Source organism: Sphingosinicella sp. CPCC 101087 (assembly GCF_004151485.1).
GTDB lineage: Bacteria > Pseudomonadota > Alphaproteobacteria > Sphingomonadales > Sphingomonadaceae > Allosphingosinicella.
Genome location: NZ_SBFF01000008.1, coordinates 88,953 through 106,683 on the forward strand (window position 1 = coordinate 88,953; position 17,731 = coordinate 106,683).

A 17,731-nucleotide genomic window follows, 5' to 3' on the forward strand; every position below is an offset into this window, starting at 1 on the left:
GAGGCAGGCGGATGCACCGCCTCGGACGCAAGGGCGGAAAGGTGAAGGGCCGATGATCGACAGCTTCGCGCTCGCGCTCACCCACGGCCTGATGCTGCTCGCCGCCTGGCGCCTGCTCTCGCGCCCCGATCTCGACGACGACCGGATTGATCCTCCGGAGCCGCCTGCGGACCGGCGTGGCTGGAGCCCGCCCGGTGCGTGATCTCGCCTTCGTCGGATTCATCGCCGCCCTGCTCGCGCTCGGACTGAAGCGGCCGTTCCTGTTCGTCCTGGGCTACGCCTATGTCGATATCGTCGCGCCGCAGCGCCTCTCTTATTATCTGCTCAACAGCATCCCGATCTCGATGATCATGGCCGCGCTCGCGGTGGCGGCCTGGTTCTTCGCCGACCGGAAACGCGACCTCGCCGTCACCCCGCGCCAACTGCTCATGCTCATCCTGCTCGGCTATTGCGGCCTCACCACCTGGTATGCCGACATGCCGCTCGAGGCGCTGGAGAAATGGGACTGGGCCTGGAAGGCAGTGGCCTTCGGCATCTTCCTCCCCCTGACCCTGACGACACGGCTCCGGGTCGAGGCGATGCTCCTCTTCATGACCCTCTCGGCCGGGCTGATCATCATCGTCGGCGGGATCAAGACCGCTCTTTCGGGCGGCGGCTACGGGGCGCTCAACCTGATGGTCGAGAACAATAGCGGCCTGTACGAGGGCAGCATCATCTCCACCTTCGCCATCGCCCTCATTCCGATCATTCTCTGGTTCGCCCGCTTCGGCACGATCTTCCCGCCGAATCAGGCCTCCGTCGCGGGCGCCACCGGCACCTCGCCCAACCGCGGGACGATAGCGCAGCCTCGCAAGGGCAATCTGCCCGGCCTGATGGTGAAGCTGTTCTGCGGCGCCCTCATATTCGCCTGCCTGTTGATGCCGGTCGGGACAGAGGCGCGGACCGGTCTGGTCTGCATCGCCGTGCTCGCCATCCTCATGCTTCGCGACGTCAAGCGCCGAATCCTCTACATCGCCGCGGCCGGCTTTCTCGGGCTGGTCGCCATTCCCTTCCTTCCGCAATCCTTCACCGATCGGATGGGGACGATCCAGGGCTATCAGGCCGACCAGTCCGCGAGCACCCGCCTCGCCGTCTGGGGCTGGACCCTCGAATATGTACAGCGCAAGCCGTTCGGCGGCGGCTTCGAAGCCTACGTGCAGAATCGGATACAGGTGCGCACGGTGGCCGAGCAGGATCTCGGCGAGGTGCAGCTCGTCGCCACCCGCACCGAAGCGGACGAGGGACGCGCCTGGCACAGCGCCTATTTCGAAATGCTGGGCGAGCAGGGCTATCCGGGCCTTCTCCTCTTCCTGCTGATCCACGGCACCGGCCTGGTGCGGATGGAGGTGCTTCGAAGGCGCTATCGCGACCGGGACGACATGGCCTGGGTGTCGCCGCTGGCGACCGCGCTGCAGCATTTCCAGATCGTCTACCTCGTCGGCTCCTTGTTCGTCGCGGTCGCGTTCCAGCCCTTCGTCTGGATGGCGATCGGCGTGCAGATCGCCTTCGATCGCATCGTGAGCCGCCGCGAGCGCGAGGCGCGCCGCCGGCCGATCCGGCCGGCGGCCTTGCCCGCCGTCGCGTAAAGGGAACCGCGCCGCAGCCCGTCGATTAAGCGTCGGCAATGAACAACCGCCGCGGCCTCTGCTATGTCGACGACAGTATGCCCGGCATCTCGCGAAAGCGCCGCGGCCGATACTGGCAATATTTCGATGCCCGGGGACAGCGCATCACGGCGCGCGAGGAGATCGAGCGGCTGAATGCGATCGGCATGCCCCCAGCCTATGAGCGCTGCTGGTTCTGCCCGGACCCTAACGGCCATATCCAGGCGATCGGCTACGATGCCAAGGGCCGCAAGCAGTATCGCTACCACCCCGATTTCAGGACGCAGCAGGATTCGCTGAAATATGAGCGGCTCGCCGAGTTCGGACGCAAGCTGCCGAAGCTGCGCAAGCGGGTCGAGGAGGATATAAAGGGAAATCCGACGAGCTACGCGGCGGTCATCGCTGCCGTGATCCGGCTGATCGACGAGACCCATATGCGCGTCGGCAACGAAGCCTATGCCAAGGAGAATAAGAGCTTCGGCGCGACCACCCTGCGCAACCGGCATGCCCGGGTCGGCGGCGGCCGCGTCAGGATCAGCTATGTCGGCAAGAGCGGGATCAAGCGCACCATCATCGTCAACGACCGGCGCCTCGCCCGGATCGCCCGGCGTACCCAGGACCTGCCCGGCCAACATCTGTTCGAGTTCCTTGACGAGGATGGGCAGCCCCATCCCGTCACGTCGAGCGAAGTGAATCTCTATATCAAGGAGGCGATGGGCGAGGACTTCACCGCCAAGGATTTCCGCACCTGGGGCGCCAGCGTCATCGCCTTCGAGGAGATGGTGAAGCGCGCCCGCGGGAGCGGCCGGATTCGCCTGAAAGCGGTGATCGCTCCCGTCGCCGAGGCGCTCGGCAATACGCCGGCCATCAGCCGGAAATCCTATGTCCACCCCGCGCTGATCGAGGCGGTCGGCGATGCCGCCGCCATCGCCGAGACCCGCCTTCCCCGAAAATCCAAATATCTGAGCGGCGCCGAGCGGGGCTTGATCGCCTTTCTCGACTCGCTAGGCAGCATGCAGCCCAGCAATCGAGAGCGAGCGGATGAGCGGCAGAACGGCAGGAGCAGGAGCGCTTAACGACCGCCTGACGCAGCGATGGCACGAGATCGCCGACTGGGTGGCGGCCAACAGCCTCGATCTTCTTCTGGCGTCGCTCGCCGCGGCGTTCATCATGCTGGTCCTGCTCGGCCTGCGGCGGTTCGGCTACAAGCTGATCCGTGATCACGACGAAGCGGGCGAGGTGCTGACGGTCAGCTGGCGGACCGTCTTCGGCCGGGCGCTCGCCAAGACCAGCCTGTTCTTCATCGTCATGACGGCGCTGAAGCTGGTCGTCTCACAGGCCGACGCACCCCCTTTCCTGCAGCGCCTGACCACCATGCTGTTCACCGTCTCGGCCGCGCTCCAGGCGGCGATCTGGGGCCGCGAGCTGGTGCTCGGCTTCATCGAGCACAGGCTTCGCGACGAGCCGGATCAGGGCCGGCTGAGTTCGGCAGTCGGGATCATCCGCCTGTTCGTCACCATAGCCTTGTTCGCGATCGCCTTCATCGTCATCCTCGACAATCTTGGCGTGAACGTTACCGGCCTCGTCGCCGGGCTCGGCATCGGCGGCATCGCCATCGGCCTGGCCGCCCAAGGCATCTTCTCGGACCTGTTCGCGGCGCTCTCGATCATTTTTGACCGCCCGTTCCGCCGCGGCGACACGATCACCTTCGGCACGACCACGGGGACGGTCGAGCAGATCGGGCTGAAGACGACCCGGATCCGGTCGCTGGGGGGCGAGGAAGTGGTGATCTCGAACGCCAAGCTGCTCGAGCAGCAGCTTCAGAACTGGGCGCTGCTCAAGGAGCGGCGGATCGTCATGCACTTCGGCGTGATCTACCAGACGCCCCCGGATGTGCTGGCGCAGATCCCGCACGAGCTCAAGACCATTGTCAGCGGCCTTTCGCGCGCCCGCTTCGATCGCTGCCATGCCTTCCAGTTCGGTGCCTCGTCCATCGATTTCGAGCTCGTCTTCCACGTCACGAGCCCGGAGTTCGACGTGTCGATGCAGGTGCGTCAGGGGATCATGCTCGGCATGATCCGCCGCTTCGTCGAACTGGGGGTCGAGTTCGCCTATCCGACCCAGACCACCTTCACCGCCGCCCCCGACGGCAAGATGATCATGCCCTACCCGCCGATGGGGCTGTTCGCCGTCGAGCCGCGCGAGGAGCAGGAAACGGAGCCGCCGGAAAAGGCCTAGGCGCTGCCCCTTTTTAGGTCGGAAACGTCATCCGGACGCAGGCCCGCCGAGAAGGCGGCTCTTAGATCCCCACATCCTCCAGGCTGAGCAAGGTCGCGTTGCCGCCGGAACTGGTCGTGTCGGTGCTGGTCACCCGTTCGGCGCAGAAGCGCGGCAGATACTGGGGCCCGCCGGCCTTGGGACCGGTGCCCGAAAGGCCTTCCCCGCCGAACGGCTGGGAGCCGACGATCGCGCCGATCATCGAGCGGTTGACGTAGAGATTGCCGACCGTCGCGACGCCCTCGACCGTCTCGGCGGCGCGGGCGATGCGGCTGTGCAGGCCCATGGTGAGGCCGAAGCCGGTGGCATTGATCCGCCGCACCGTCTCGGGAAGCTCCCCGGCGCTCCAGGTCGTGACGTGGAGCAGTGGCCCGAACCATTCCTTCTTCAGGTCTTCGATCGAAGGGCTCGAGATCAAAGTCGGCGGGACGTAAAGGCCTTCCGCCGGCGCCCCGACGGTCTTGATCCAGCTGTTCTGCCGCGAGGCGCGATAGGTCATCAGCCGGTCATAGGCGCCCTGGTCGATCACGGGGCCGACGTCCGTGGCCGGATCGGCCGGGTCGCCGACGACCAGCGCGTCCATCGCGCCCTCGAGCATCTCGAGCGTCCGAGCGGCGATATCCTCCTGCAGCACCAGCAGGCGCAGCGCCGAGCAGCGCTGGCCGGCCGAGCGGAAGGCGGAGGTCACCACGTCCTGCACAACCTGCTCGGGCAAGGCGGTCGAATCGACGATCATCGCGTTGATTCCTCCGGTCTCGGCGATGAACGGGATGAGCGGCCGATCGTCGTCCGCGACGAGCGTGCGGGCGATGCGCTTGGCGGTTGCGGTGGAGCCGGTGAAGGCGATTCCCGCAATGCGAGGATCCTCGACCAGGGCAACGCCCATGTCCGGCCCGCCGGCGGCGAGCACGAGCACGTCCTCCGGAATTCCGGCGCCATGGGCGAGCCCGACCGCATAAGCGGCGATCTCCGGCGTCTGCGGCGCCGGCTTGGCGACGACGCAGTTGCCGGTGACGAGCGCCGCCGAGACCTGTCCGAGGAAGATGGCGAGCGGGAAGTTCCACGGCGCGATGCAGACGAATACGCCGCGCCCTTCCATCCGGATCACGTTGCGCTCGCCGGTCGGGCCGGGCAGCTCGATCGGCTTCAGTCCGGAGCGCCCTTGCGCCGCATAGTAACGGCAGAAGTCGACCGCCTCGCGCACCTCGGCGAGTGCATCGGGGATGGTCTTCTTCGCTTCCTGCACGGCGATGCGCATCAAGGTGTCGCGGTCGCGCTCGAGCAGGTCGGCGAGCCGCTCGAGGCAGGCCGCTCTTTCGTCGACGCTGCGGCTGGTCCACGCGGCAAATCCGGCGAGCGCGCGATCCACCTTCTGCCTCGCTTCGCGGCGGCACGTTTCGGGATGCTCGCCGGCCGAGGTCACGGCAGGCTGCCATTCGAGCTTGCCGCTTACGCTTCTGGCGACTCGTTCGAGCTCCGGCCGGTCGTTGAGGTCGAGTCCCTCGCTGTTCGGTCGCTCGGGCGCGAACAGGTCCCTGGGCAGCGGGATCGAGGGGTGGCGGGTGCCGCCGACCGCGGCCACCTTGGCGACCGGATCGGCGAGGATCTGCTCGTCCGTCAGCTTCTCGTCGGCAAGCTGGTGGACGAAGGAGGAATTGGCGCCATTCTCGAGCAGGCGCCGCACGAGGTAGGCGAGCAGGTCGCGATGGCCGCCGACCGGCGCGTAGATGCGGGTGCTGTAGCCCTGGTTGCGGACCAGGCTCTCGTACAGCCCCTCGCCCATGCCGTGGAGCCGCTGGAACTCGAAGTCGCGGCTGTCGCCGGCCCATTCGAGAAGGGTGGCGACGGTGAGAGCATTGTGGGTCGCGAAGGCGGGATAGATATGCTTCGCGGCAAGCATGTCGCGGGCGCAGGCGAGATAGGAGACGTCGGTCGACGCCTTGCGCGTGAACAGGGGATAATCGGAAAGGCCCTGTTCCTGGGTGCGCTTGATCTCGGTATCCCAATAGGCGCCCTTGACCAGACGCACGGCGATCCGCCGGCCGGTTCTTTGGCCGAGCGCATCGGCCCAGGCGATGGTCGGACGGCAGCGCTTGCCATAGGCCTGCACCGCCATTCCGAGGCCGTTCCAACCTTTCAGCGCCGGTAGTCCCGCGACTGCGCCGATGATGTCGAGGCTCATCTCGAGCCGCTCGCTCTCCTCGGCGTCGATCGTGAGGCCGATTCCCAGATGGGCGGCGGCGGTGGCCAGCGCTTCCACCTTCTCGATCAGCGCCGGCACGCAACTTTCATATTGCGCGACCTCGTAGCGCGGGTGCAGCGCCGACAACTTGACCGAGACGGAATGACCTTCTTCGGCCGCGGCGCCGACCGCCCGGATCGCATCTTCGTAGGCGGCGAAATAGCGATCGGCGTCGGGAAAGGTGCGCGCCGCTTCGCCGAGCATGTCGAAGCTGGCGGTGAAGCCCGCATTCTCGCGCTTGCGCATGCGCTCGATCGCTTCGCCGATCGTCCGGCCCATGACGAAGATCTCGCCCATCATGCGCATCGCCGCGCCCACCGCCTGGCGGACGAACGGCTCGCCGACCCGGCCGATCAGCCGCTTGAGAGCGCTCGCTTCCTCGCTCTCGCTGACCAGCGCGCGGCCGATCACCAGGCCCCAGGTCGCGCTGTTGACCAGGCCGGAATTGGACCTTCCCTTGTGCGAGCGCCAGTCGCCCTCGCCGAGCTTGTCCGCGATGAGGCTGTCGGCCGTCTCCGGGTCGGGAACGCGCAGGAACGCCTCGGCCAGGGACAGCAAGGCGACCCCTTCTTGGGTGTTCAGCCGATATTCCTGGAGGAACTGGTTGACCCAGCCGCGGGCCTGCGCGCCCCGCAGGTCGGCGAGCATGGCGCGCGCGCGCGCCTCGATGCGCTGGCGCGCGCCGGGGTCGAGCGAGGACCGCGCGATCAACGGCCGGAGCACGTCCGGCTCGGGTGCCCGATGGAGTTTGGCGACGTCGGCCCGAAGGCCCTGGAGATCGGTGGAGGTCATGAATGGCCGATTAGCATGGAAAGGACCGAATTGCTGACGTAAGATCCGGCATCTACGCGCCATTCGCCGGATCGGATGCGGTGACATGGGTCCCAGGGAGAATAATCTCTTGATCGACGAAATGGATCGCAAGCTTCTGCGTGTCCTGCAGACCGACGGGCGCATCACCAATCAGGAGCTGGCCTCCCGCTGCGCCATCTCGCCTTCCGCTTGCCTGGACCGGATGCGGCGACTCAAGGAGCGCGGCTATATCCAGACCTATGCGGCGTTGCTCGATCCGGAGAAGCTCGACCAGAGCTTCCTCGTCTTCGTCGAAGTGGTGCTCGACCGCACGACGGGCGACGTCTTCCGTCAGTTCAGCGAGGCGGTCGCGCAGCGTCCGGAGATACTCGAATGCCATATGGTGGCCGGCGGGTTCGACTATCTGCTCAAGCTCAGGCTCAAGGACATGGCTGCCTATCGGCGCTTCCTGATCGACGTGCTCGCGGAGATTCCCGGCGTGCGCGAGACGCGCACCTATGCCGTGATGGACGAGGTGAAGTCGACGACGGCGCTGCCGATCTGATCCGGGCCGGCGCGAATCGCCCTGGGCCGGGGGCGTTGCCGCCGTGAAGGCGTTCCAGCCACGCATGCGCGCACGCTGCGAGCATGCCGTAGCGTCTTTCGCCCGGGGCTTGTTCGAGTCCGCGATGCGGCCCTATGCGTGCCGCTCCAACGGCCGCCAGGGAGGCTCAATGCCGGTCGCCACGATCGACGAGATACGCGCGAAGGTCGGGAGCGAGATCGGCCTGTCCGACTGGATCCTGGTCGACCAGCAGGCGATCGACGCCTTCGCCGACGTGACCGACGATCATCAGTTCATCCATGTCGATCCCGAGGCCGCGGCGAGGACCCCGTTCGGCGGCACCGTCGCGCATGGTTTCCTCACTTTGTCGCTGCTGAGCCGGATGGCGGCGGACGTGATGCTCCGGCCCGAGAAGATGCGGATGGCCGTCAACTACGGCTTCGAGAAGGTGAGATTCCTTGCTCCCGTCCAATCGGGAAAGCGCGTCCGCGGCCGCTTCATCCTCGTCTCGGCCGAGGAGAAGCGTCCCGGCCAGTGGCAGTTCCTGCACAATGTCACGGTCGAGATCGAAGGCGAGAACAAGCCCGCCTTGATCGCCGACTGGATCGGACTGATCTTCGTGTAACGATTCCCCCGGGGCCTTGCCGGGGAGCAAGTCAGAAAGGATTGTCATGGCAACCCGTGAAGCCGTCATCGTCTCCACCGCCCGCACCCCGATCGGCAAGGCCTATCGCGGCGCGTTCAACGCCACGCCCTCACCTACGCTCGCCAGCTACGCCATCAAGGCCGCGGTCGAGCGGGCGAAGGCCGATCCCGCCGAAATCGACGACGTCGTCATGGGCGCCGCGCTCCAGCAGGGCGTCCAGACGACCATCGGCCGCACCGCCGCCCTGCGATCGGGCCTGCCGGTCACCGTTGCCGGAATGTCGATCGACCGCCAGTGCGCCTCGGGGCTGATGGCGATCGCGACGGCAGCCAAGCAGATCATCGTCGACCGGATGGACGTGATGGTCGCGGGCGGCGTCGAATCGATCAGCCTCGTGCAGACCCCGGAGATGCGGCTCGGGCCCGACCCCGACCTCCTGTCGATGCACAATGGCATCTACATGCCGATGATCAGCACCGCCGAGGTGGTCGGCAAGCGCTATTCGGTGAGTCGCGAGCGGCAGGACGAATATGCTCTGCGCTCGCAGCAGCGCACCGCCGCCGCCCAGGCCGCCGGCAAGTTCGACGACGAGATCGTGTCGGTCACGACCAAGATGGCGGTCAAGGACAAGGAGACCGGCGAAACCTCGATGAAGGAAGTCACGATCACGCGCGACGAGGGCAATCGCCCCGACACGACGATCGAGGGTCTGCGCGCGCTTCAGCCGGTGATGGGGCCGGAGGCGATGATCACCGCCGGCAATGCGAGCCAGTTGTCCGACGGCGCATCGGCCTGCGTGCTGATGGAGGCCGGCTTGGCCGCCGAACGCGGTCTCGAGCCGCTCGGGCGCTATGTCGGCATGGCGGTGGCCGGCACAGAGCCCGACGAGATGGGAATCGGCCCGGTCTTCGCGGTACCCAAGCTGCTGAAGCGCTTCGGTCTCACCGTCGACGACATCGGCTTGTGGGAATTGAACGAGGCCTTCGCCGTCCAGGTGCTCTACTGCCAGGACCAGCTCGGCATTCCCGAAGACCGGCTCAACGTCAATGGCGGCGCCATCTCGATCGGCCACCCCTATGGCATGTCGGGCGCGCGCCTTACCGGCCATGCCCTGCTCGAAGGCAAGCGGCGCGGCGTGAAGCATGTCGTGGTCACGATGTGCGTCGGCGGCGGCATGGGCGCGGCGGGACTGTTCGAGATACTCTAGGCTCGCGACGGTGACCGCGCAGCTCTCCTTCGGCTGCGACCGCGGGATGGCTTCCGCGGCGCCCGGAGGCGGCCGGGTCGAGCATCCGCGACTGGTCCTCGCCACCACCATTCTCGCCTCGAGCCTCGCCTTCATCGACGGTTCGGTGCTCAACGTCGCGCTGCCGGCGATCGGGCGAAGCTTCGATGCGGCGACGGCCGAGGTGCAGTGGGTCATCAACGCCTTCCTGCTGCCTTTGTCGGCGCTTCTGCTGATCGGCGGCGCGGCGGGCGATCTCTATGGCCGGCGCCGGCTGCTGATCGGCGGAATCCTCCTCTTCGCCGCCGCCTCCTTGCTCTGCGCCGCCGCGCCCAGCCTGCCCCTGTTCCTGGCCGGGCGCGCGCTTCAGGGGCTCGGCGCGGCGATGCTGCTGCCCAACAGCCTCGCCATTCTGAGCGCGGCCTTTTCCGGCGAGCAGCGCGGCCGCGCGGTCGGTACCTGGGCGGCAGCCGGCGCCGCGGCCGGGGCGATCGCGCCCCTGATCGGCGGCTGGCTGGTCGATTCGGTCGGCTGGCCGGCCATCTTCCTCATCAACCTGCCGGTCGCCGCCGCGGCGATCTGGCTCGGCTGGCGCTACGTGCCCGAAAGCCGGCAGGGCAGCCGGACAAAGCCGGACTGGCCGGGCGCGCTCGGCGCCACGCTGGCGCTCGGGGCGCTCACCTGGGGCCTGACCGTCTGGACCGCCGGCAACGGCATGGAGGCGACGATCCTGCCAAGCCTCGCCGGCGGCCTCATGCTCGCCTTCCTCTTTCTCTTCATCGAGCGGCGGCGCGGCGCGCAGGCGATGGTGCCGCTCGACCTGTTCGGCTCGCGCCCCTTCGTCGGCCTGACGATCCTCACCTTCCTGCTCTACGGCGCGCTCGGCGGGCTCCTGGTGCTGCTGCCCTACACGCTGATCGAGGCGGCCGGCTATGCCGCGGTAACGGCGGGATCGGCTTTGCTGCCCTTTCCGATCGTCATCGCCGCTGCGTCGCCGCTGATGGGCAAGCTGGCAGCGCGGATCGGTCCGCGCTGGCCGCTGACGATCGGGCCGCTGGTCGTGGCCGCTGGATTCGGGCTCGGGCTGAGGATCGGGATCGATTCGGACTATTGGACGACCGTCCTTCCATCGATCCTCGCCATCTCGGTCGGCATGGCGATCGCCGTCGCACCGCTCACGACAGCGGTGCTGAGTGCCGTCGACGAAGGTCATGTCGGAACCGCCTCCGGGCTGAACAGCGCAGTTTCGCGCACCGGCGGCCTGATAGCTACCGCACTGCTCGGCGCCGTGCTCGCGCGGCAGGGGCAGGGGTTGATCGACGGCTATCATCAGGCATCGCTGGTCGGCGCCGCGCTCGCCGTCGCCACCTCGCTTTGCGCCTTCCTGACGCTGGGCGGCCTCGACCGCAAAGCCGGAGCCTGAACGTCACACGCTGCCCATCGCCTCCGCGAAGGACTAGACGTCGCGAAATTGCGGCCGAGGATGATCCATGCGCAAGCCCCGCCGTAACCGCCAGTCGCTGACGCAGAAGCTGCTGATCGAGGCGCATGCCGTCTGGCTCGCCGCACGCGATCCGCGCACCCCCTGGCATGCGCGCGCCTTCGGTCTGCTCATCGCTGCTTATGCACTGTCGCCGATCGATCTCATCCCGGACTTCATTCCGGTGCTCGGCCTGGTCGACGACGCGATCCTCATTCCGGCCGGCATCTGGCTGTTCGTGAAGATGCTGCCGCCTGGGCAGTTCGAAGAGCATCGGGCGGCAGCAAGCACCGCCGCCGAACGGCCGCGCAAGCGCGCCGGCATCCTCATCGTCCTGGCGATCTGGATCGGCCTAGCCCTGCTCGCCTGGTCGCTGATCCGCTGGTCCTACGACTGAAACGGTCAGACCTGCGCCCGAAACGGCGTGAAGTCGGTCCCCTCGTCATAGACATCCATGCCCTCGCGCCGCTTGAGGAATCCGACGGCGGCATAGGTCACCGGCGTCAGCACCGCTTCCCAGCCGACCTTCAGCGCCCATTGGGTCAGCAGCACGATGACCAGGGTCGAATTGTCCCACAGGCCGTAGAAAGCGAGCGGATAGAAGATCAGGCTGTCCACCCCCTGCCCCGCCACCGTCGAACCGATCGTCCGCGTCCACAGATAACGTCCGCGAGTCCAGATCTTCATCTTCGCGAGCACGTAGGAATTGACGAACTCTCCGACCCAGAAGGCGATGATCGAGGCGAACACGATCCGCGGCACCTGCCCGAATACCTGTTCATAGGCCTCCTGGCCGGTCCAGTCCGCTGCCGGCGGCAGCGCGACGACGACGAAGGCCATGAAGGCCATGAACAGGAGCGCGCAGAAGCCGGCCCAGATGCAGCGCCGCGCCCGCGCATAGCCGTAGACCTCGGTGAGCACATCTCCGATCACGTAGGAGACGGGGAAGAAGAGGATGCCGGCGCCGAACGGCCACGCGCCGATTCCGGGGAGTTCGATTACGGCCACCTTGCCGGCGCCGAGCACGTTGGACAGCAGCAGGACGGTCACGAACGCCGCCATGACGAAATCGAAATAGAGGAGCCGCGCGCCCGTCAGTCTGGACGCCTCTATCGCTCTCACCCGCCCCTCGGTCATCGCCTTCCCATAAAACGGTTTGCGCGGAAGAGGGAATCGGTTTTCCAGCCGAAACGAATTGCCGAAGTCGCGCGCGGCGGGGCATGGCAGACCCTCACTCGACAAACGTGCTGAAGACGCCGTCGCCGTCCCGCTCGGCGAGATGGCATTCCAGGCACAGGGTCCTGGTCCGGTCATCGACGCGATCGGTCGGGCGCCCCTCGCGGAACCGCTCGAACCTCCAGCCGCCGCGAGCGGAGCTGTCCCTCACCATCACGTCGACGGATTTGCGACGACCAGGCTCGAGGCCGCCGCCGACCGCCTCCAGGTCGAAGAGATCGAAGACGATCACCGAACGTTCCGGAAAGGTGCCGGTCCGATAGCCGGTCATTGCCGCTTCGTCGGCATAGATATTGTGCAGGCCGCTGAAGGTCTCGTTCTCGGGCGTCGATGGCCAGAGCAGCGCGCTCTTCACATGGGTCCACTGCCTGTAGCCCTGCGGAAAGGCGATGGCGGGTTCGTACCCGCGCCGCGCCGTACCGGTTGCACCCCTCTGTCCCGGCCCCGTCGAAGCGGCCGCCGCCAGGGCTGCGATCGCCACGATCAAGACGAAGCGGGGGCCGAGCCTTCGTTGGCGCATGCGTGCCTTCCTGCAAATGCCGGAAGAAGAGCCGGTCGCGAACGCACCGTTGCAAGGGCGACGCGGGCGAACGTCGGCTTGTTGCCGGCGAAAGGCTGGTGCGGCGACGATCGAACGGACCAGCACGGTTCCGATCGGCGTCAAAGCACGCTAGAGCGGCCTCGGGCGCCCGTAGCTCAGCTGGATAGAGCACGAGCCTTCTAAGCTTGGGGTCGCAGGTTCGAGTCCTGCCGGGCGCGCCATTTCTTCAAAGCCGCAGAAATCTGCCGTTTCCGCGTTCACCCGACAGACGAGGGGGGATGGAATGGCAACTTTGGCAGGAAGCAGAAGGTCCGCTTCTCTCCATGCGATGGCGAGAGCAGACATGCGGCTTCAGCCGAAGAACGATGCCTTCTCCAAAAGCCATGGCGAACATCATCGGGGCTGCTTCTGCGTGCTGTGCCCCCCGAAAATCGATGGCTGCAATTGCGCGAACACCTAATCTCGGTCGGGCGCGCCTAACGGGAAGTAATGCCGAAAGCCTCTGGCTTCTTCCACCGCTCGGGCGAATGAAGGGCGCTGCAGCAGGCGCGCGCGATAGGCGACGAGGTTAGTGTACTGCTCGGGTATGCGATGCGTCCAATCGGCGTAAAATAAGGAGGGGGCGGCGGCACAGTCTGCAAGGGTAAAGATGTCGCCCGCCACCCAAGTGCGGCCTTGCATTCGCTGGTCCAGCCAGCCGTAGCTGGTGTCGAGCATCTTACGGGCGTCTTCGACACCATAGGGATCGCGGTTTTCGACGGGGCGCATCGCGTCGAACACGAACTTGCCTTGCGGTGTCATAACATAGTTGTCGAAGAAGCGGTCGAGCATCCGCACCTCGAGCGCGAGGTCGGGATCATCGGGGATCAGCTTTACCGGTCCGGGATGATGAAGCTGGAGGTACTCGATGATAATCGTGGCCTCCATGACCACGCGATCAGCCTCCCTGATGATCGGAAATCGCTTCATCGGCCAAACGGATGCAAGCTCCTCCGCGACACCTGCGTCCTCCATCATGCGGTAGGTGAAAGGGACATCGTTTTCGTAGAAGGCTATGAGCGCCTTCTGACAATAAGAGGAGAATGGGTGAGCGAAAAGCTCGATCGTCATGCGAAGGCCCTCGCGTCTCGGCCTTCGATCACGGCCACTAGGTTGTCGATATGCCACGTGGTGCCGTGCTCCCGGCCAGCGACCGCATCGTCTCCGCCGATGAGATAGGAACCCTGTTCGGTATGGATCAGCCGCGTCTTCCCGCCCTCCGGCCGAAACTCTAACGTGAGCAGCGAGACGGACAGCTTATCGTCGTTGTGCAACAGGTCGTAGACGAGGATGATGCGCTCATTCTCAACGATGTCATGATAGATGGCCTGAAAGTCAGTGATGAGGCCGCTTTGCCAGCGGGCCTGAAAGCGTTCTTTGCCGCCGACGCGGAAGTCGAGGTCCCGATTTAGAGTCTCGATGTCCGCTGGCGCCTTGAACCAGGCGCTTTTGGCTTCAAGACTGCTATAAGCTGCGAAGACCTGTTTTGGGGAGGCGTTCAGCACCCGCTCAATGGAGAACGTGGCGTTGGTGACGGTCATTGGGACTCCTCCTCATTAGGGCTGGTCTTGGCCAGGTAGATTTCTAGTCGATCATATTGCTGTTCCCAGAAGCGCTTGCGCTCAGCGATCCAGCGCTCGACCTGGCTCATGGTCCGGATGTCCAACCTGCAGGTGCGCACGCGGCCCACCTTGTCGCTCTTCACCAGTCCGGCTTCTTCCAAAATCTTCAGGTGCTGGACGACGGCCGACAGGGTCATCGGCAGAGGCTTGGCAAGCTCGCTGACCGAAGCGGGACCGGAGCTTAGATGCTCGATCATGGCACGACGGCCCGGATCAGACAGCGCCTGGAAAGCGAGGTTGAGCGGCTCGGATCGATACTGTAGCATACACTTAAGTATTGAGCCGAATGGATCGGGTGTCAACCAGGCATTGGCGAGGAGCCGAGCAGCAAGTGTGGCGCTTTGGGAAAACAGGAGGATCTGGCCGCCCAGCGGCATGGTGCCGGTTTGCAGGGGCAGGAGCGCTCAAGCTATGCCAGAGTGTCGTTGGACTTTTCGATCCAAGTCCCCGAACGGCGGCGCGTGGTGCCGGTTCGCTAGACCGCGGAAGCTTCTAAAATGATGTCAAACCTTGTCGGAGGCATCACTTCGGTGAAGTAAAACTCCTCCGCTTCATGCCACTGCCGCTCCCAGGGACCGACCCCTCCTTCCCGCGCGGCCAAACGCTCCAGGCGCACATTGTTTGACACCACGAGTACCACCCGCAGATCTATCAGGTCGGCCAGGTCCGGACGTGCGGCATAGACACCTTCGAGGATGACGATCGGCCTTGGTTCGACCCTCGTCGGCTCATCGCATAGCCGCCCGTCGAAAGCATTCCAGTCGAACGCTCGCCATCGAGCCTGCTGTCCGGCCGACAGGGCTTCCAGCACGGCCCGCTGCCTGGTCCAGTCGATACAACTGGCCGCCCGGGATGCGGGACTATCAGTCCGAAGCTCGATCCCGCCCGCATAGAAGTCGTCTCCCTCAATGACGACAGCGTCGAGCTTTTCAGCAAGGGACCGTGCCAGCGTCGACTTGCCAGCGCCGCTACGGCCATCAAGGGCAGCGATGAAGGGCCGGACCCTGCCATTGGTGCGCGCGGCGATCAGATCCGAGATCTCGGCCCAGCTGCTCGCGATCATTGGAATGGTCACGCCTCCCAACTCCGTGCTTCAGAATAGTCCTGCCAGTGCTTCGAGTTGATCGAGGCACGTGCCCCAGCCACCATGGGAGTCCATGTCCTCATGCTTCTGGCCTTGGCCGGCGGTGCGTCTCGCTAACCTTGAGCGCCTCAGCGCCTCATCGTCCCGTCCGGGTTCAGGTCGATCGTCCGGCCGGACTCCGCGGAGGCGTATATCGCCTCGATCAGGCGCAGGTCGCGCAGGCCCATTTCGCCGGGCGTCCTGATAAGGGTGCCGTCGCGGATCGCATCGGCGAAATGGTCGAGCTGGCCCGCAAACTGGACTTCGGGGTCGCCCGGCCTGATCTCGCGCCGGTCGCGTCCCTCCAACGTCATCTTCTGGCCCGAATAGTTGGTCGCCGGGTCCATGATCAGCGCTCCCGTGGTGCCGCGCGCGTGGACGAAATTGGTCCCCGAAGAGTCATAGGATGTGGCGAGATGCGCCACCGCACCGGACGGAAACCGCCATTGCGAGGCGACATGGGCGAAGATCTCAGAGAAACGAGGATCGCCAGCAGGCTGGAAGCTGGTGGCGCTGATCCTCTCCGGCATCTCGCGCGTCAGGTAGAGCGCGGCCTGGAGGCCGTATATCCCCAGATCCTCCAGCGGGCCGCCTCCCGCCAGGGCGCGGTTCACCCGCCAATTCTCGCTCGGACTCGTCGGACCCATTCGATAGGATTGCTCGGTTCGAAGCAGCCGAAGCTCTCCGACGGCCGCTTGCGCCATCAGCTCCATGGCCTCCCGATTGTGCGGCTCGAAGTGCGAACGATAGGCTATCATGAGCATGCGGTTAGCTCGGCGGCCCGCCGCGATCATGCGCTCGCATTCGGCACTGGAGAGCGCCATCGGTTTCTCGCACAGGACGTGCTTGCCGGCTGCAAAGGCCCGGAGGGTCCAGTCCGCATGCAGGCCGCTGGGAAGGACGATATAGACGGCGTCGATCCGGTTGTCCGAAGCCATGTCCGAAAACGTGTCGTACGAGTAGCGCGCGTCCGGTGGAACGCCATAGGCCTCGCCCACGCGCTGCAGCTTTTCGGGGTTGCCGGACACGAGGGCGGCGACATGCGCTCGCCGTGCCTGCGTGAACCGCGGCATCATCTGCCTCAGCGCATAGTCACCAAGCCCGACGACCGCGAATCCGACGCTGTCCGGCCGATTTCGCCGCGGCGGGGTGGCGGGGAGTTCGACTCCGTTCGGCATCGGCTGACCCGCCGCGCGGGCGGCGCCGCGAGCCTGCAGCAACGCGGCGGCCGGGCTGGGAGCCATCGCGAGGGAGGCGACCATCACGCCTCCCCCCAATATTCCCCGGCGGGTCACGCCATCTCGGATCATCTTCTGCCTCCTGTCCGATCTTGCCGCCTCTTTCGCACGTCGCTGCGGATCGCACCACCAGCGGGATGCGGCTGGTGAAGCCGCCATGTTCGGTAACGGAAAGCCCCTCGACGCGAAGGTCCCGGCCGGGGCAGGGCTGAAGCCGCGGACGCTTGGGCAGCCGGTCCTCGTCGGCCGGGATCGTCGCCGACGCCGCTCTGCAACCGATCCGGAATGTCGAAGGGGCAAGGGCCGTCTTGCCCCTTCACCGGACTTCGCCCTCGCTGCTCGGCAGCCGGGCTTTGCCTCGCTAGAGGCGCCGGGCCGCCGCGCGGCGACGCTCCCCCGTCGCCGGCCGGGCATCGAATGTCGAAGCGCCGCGGGCCTCAGCTGTCCGCATATTTGACCGCGCAGCCATAGGGACGGCTCGTCGACACGGAGACGGCCCTTCCGGCCTTGAGTTCCGAGAGCGCCGCCAACACATGATTGCGGGCGCCGTCGATATCGGCCGGATTGGCGGTCGGCCTGTCGTCGATGCCCCCGGCGTAGACGAGGGTGCCCGCCCTGTTGACGATATACATGTGCGGTGTGGTCCTCGCTTCATAGGCTCTGCCCACATCGCCGCGTGGATCGAGCAGATAGGCGGCCGGGCGAGCGCCCGCCCTGGCGAGAAGGGCGTTGGCTTCGGCGCCGCTCATGTGGCCCTGCTTGCCGGGCGCGCCGGAATTGATGGTCAGCCAGACGACACCGTCCCTCGCCGCAGCCGTCTGCGCCCTTTGCATGTTGCGGCTGTCATAATGCTTCCGCACGAACGGACAGCCGGGATTGTGCCATTCGAGCACCACCGTCTTGCCTCGGAAGTCGGAAAGGCTGACGGACCTGCCGTTCGTGTCGGCCAGCGTGAAGCTGGGCGCGGGCTGGCCCACCACCGCGGCCGCCGAGGCGGGCGCGGCAATGACGGCGAGAGCGGCGAAAGCCGTGAAAGCGGATAGCATCTTCATCATCTTGGCG

At 66.0% G+C, this 17,731-nt stretch carries 18 protein-coding genes and 1 tRNA gene; 10 read left to right on the plus strand and 9 right to left on the minus strand.

All coding sequences use genetic code 11. The features are described from left to right. Window positions 1-52: 52 nt before the first annotated feature. Genes EKM57_RS21930 through EKM57_RS13500 form a run of 4 tightly spaced genes read left to right on the plus strand, consistent with a single transcriptional unit; the run spans window position 53 to window position 3,881 of the window. Entirely contained in the window at window positions 53-202 is a 150-nt protein-coding gene (locus EKM57_RS21930; RefSeq protein WP_165357424.1) for a hypothetical protein, read from the plus strand. Next, entirely contained in the window at window positions 195-1,625 is a 1,431-nt protein-coding gene (locus tag EKM57_RS13490; protein WP_129793035.1) for a DUF5935 domain-containing protein, read from the plus strand. Before EKM57_RS21930 ends, EKM57_RS13490 begins: the two co-directional genes overlap by 8 nt. Window positions 1,626-1,663: 38 nt before the next feature. Beyond that, window positions 1,664-2,719, plus strand: coding sequence for a DNA topoisomerase IB (locus EKM57_RS13495; RefSeq protein WP_206185435.1), 1,056 nt, complete (start codon window positions 1,664-1,666; stop codon window positions 2,717-2,719). After that, window positions 2,685-3,881: a mechanosensitive ion channel family protein gene (locus tag EKM57_RS13500; RefSeq protein WP_129793036.1), complete on the plus strand. Its 1,197-nt coding sequence runs from the start codon at window positions 2,685-2,687 to the stop codon at window positions 3,879-3,881. The genes EKM57_RS13495 and EKM57_RS13500 overlap by 35 nt, the downstream gene beginning before the upstream one ends. Window positions 3,882-3,942: 61 nt before the next feature. Here the strand turns inward: EKM57_RS13500 and putA are convergent, their stop codons facing one another. Next, entirely contained in the window at window positions 3,943-6,954 is a 3,012-nt protein-coding gene (gene putA / locus EKM57_RS13505) for a bifunctional proline dehydrogenase/L-glutamate gamma-semialdehyde dehydrogenase PutA (protein WP_129793037.1), read from the minus strand. A gap of 121 nt (window positions 6,955-7,075) precedes the next feature. Here putA and EKM57_RS13510 point away from each other — a divergent pair, with 121 nt between their 5' ends. The 5 genes from EKM57_RS13510 to EKM57_RS13530 all read left to right on the plus strand — a co-directional run bounded on the left by EKM57_RS13510 (window position 7,076) and on the right by EKM57_RS13530 (window position 11,267). Next, the gene (locus EKM57_RS13510; protein WP_256386895.1) at window positions 7,076-7,519 is read left to right on the plus strand and encodes an Lrp/AsnC ligand binding domain-containing protein; all 444 of its coding nucleotides are present in this window, start codon (window positions 7,076-7,078) and stop codon (window positions 7,517-7,519) included. A 169-nt stretch (window positions 7,520-7,688) separates the two neighbouring features. Next, entirely contained in the window at window positions 7,689-8,144 is a 456-nt protein-coding gene (locus tag EKM57_RS13515; protein WP_129793039.1) for a MaoC family dehydratase, read from the plus strand. A 46-nt stretch (window positions 8,145-8,190) separates the two neighbouring features. After that, the gene (locus EKM57_RS13520; protein WP_129793040.1) at window positions 8,191-9,372 is read left to right on the plus strand and encodes an acetyl-CoA C-acyltransferase; all 1,182 of its coding nucleotides are present in this window, start codon (window positions 8,191-8,193) and stop codon (window positions 9,370-9,372) included. 10 nt (window positions 9,373-9,382) lie between these two features. Then, window positions 9,383-10,813 carry an MFS transporter gene (locus EKM57_RS13525; RefSeq protein ID WP_243451041.1) on the plus strand — a complete coding sequence of 477 codons (1,431 nt, stop codon included), beginning with the start codon at window positions 9,383-9,385 and terminating at the stop codon, window positions 10,811-10,813. A 67-nt stretch (window positions 10,814-10,880) separates the two neighbouring features. Further along, a complete protein-coding gene (locus EKM57_RS13530) occupies window positions 10,881-11,267 on the plus strand; it encodes a YkvA family protein (RefSeq protein WP_129793041.1) in 387 nt (128 codons plus the stop codon). Window positions 11,268-11,272: 5 nt separating this feature from the next. Here the strand turns inward: EKM57_RS13530 and EKM57_RS13535 are convergent, their stop codons facing one another. Together EKM57_RS13535 and EKM57_RS13540 are read right to left on the minus strand one after the other, a co-directional pair. Continuing rightward, window positions 11,273-12,007, minus strand: coding sequence for a queuosine precursor transporter (locus EKM57_RS13535; RefSeq protein ID WP_129793042.1), 735 nt, complete (start codon window positions 12,005-12,007; stop codon window positions 11,273-11,275). Window positions 12,008-12,101: 94 nt separating this feature from the next. Then, window positions 12,102-12,626, minus strand: coding sequence for a cytochrome P460 family protein (locus EKM57_RS13540; RefSeq protein WP_129793043.1), 525 nt, complete (start codon window positions 12,624-12,626; stop codon window positions 12,102-12,104). Window positions 12,627-12,791: 165 nt separating this feature from the next. Here EKM57_RS13540 and EKM57_RS13545 point away from each other — a divergent pair. Beyond that, window positions 12,792-12,868: transfer RNA gene (locus tag EKM57_RS13545), tRNA-Arg, on the plus strand. Between the two features lie 235 nt (window positions 12,869-13,103). Here EKM57_RS13545 and EKM57_RS13550 read toward each other — a convergent pair. The 6 genes from EKM57_RS13550 to EKM57_RS13575 all read right to left on the minus strand — a co-directional run bounded on the left by EKM57_RS13550 (window position 13,104) and on the right by EKM57_RS13575 (window position 17,724). Further along, window positions 13,104-13,757 (minus strand): glutathione S-transferase family protein, encoded by a 654-nt coding sequence (locus EKM57_RS13550; RefSeq protein WP_129793044.1) that lies wholly within the window; start codon window positions 13,755-13,757, stop codon window positions 13,104-13,106. After that, window positions 13,754-14,227 carry an SRPBCC family protein gene (locus EKM57_RS13555; protein ID WP_129793045.1) on the minus strand — a complete coding sequence of 158 codons (474 nt, stop codon included), beginning with the start codon at window positions 14,225-14,227 and terminating at the stop codon, window positions 13,754-13,756. The genes EKM57_RS13550 and EKM57_RS13555 overlap by 4 nt, the downstream gene beginning before the upstream one ends. Continuing rightward, window positions 14,224-14,685, minus strand: coding sequence for a helix-turn-helix transcriptional regulator (locus EKM57_RS13560; protein WP_243451042.1), 462 nt, complete (start codon window positions 14,683-14,685; stop codon window positions 14,224-14,226). The genes EKM57_RS13555 and EKM57_RS13560 overlap by 4 nt, the downstream gene beginning before the upstream one ends. A gap of 98 nt (window positions 14,686-14,783) precedes the next feature. Then, window positions 14,784-15,371 (minus strand): uridine kinase, encoded by a 588-nt coding sequence (locus EKM57_RS13565; RefSeq protein WP_129793046.1) that lies wholly within the window; start codon window positions 15,369-15,371, stop codon window positions 14,784-14,786. A 149-nt stretch (window positions 15,372-15,520) separates the two neighbouring features. Beyond that, window positions 15,521-16,741 carry a Gfo/Idh/MocA family protein gene (locus EKM57_RS13570; RefSeq protein WP_129793047.1) on the minus strand — a complete coding sequence of 407 codons (1,221 nt, stop codon included), beginning with the start codon at window positions 16,739-16,741 and terminating at the stop codon, window positions 15,521-15,523. Window positions 16,742-17,106: 365 nt separating this feature from the next. Further along, the gene (locus tag EKM57_RS13575) at window positions 17,107-17,724 is read right to left on the minus strand and encodes a thioredoxin family protein (RefSeq protein WP_243451043.1); all 618 of its coding nucleotides are present in this window, start codon (window positions 17,722-17,724) and stop codon (window positions 17,107-17,109) included. Window positions 17,725-17,731: the final 7 nt, after the last annotated feature.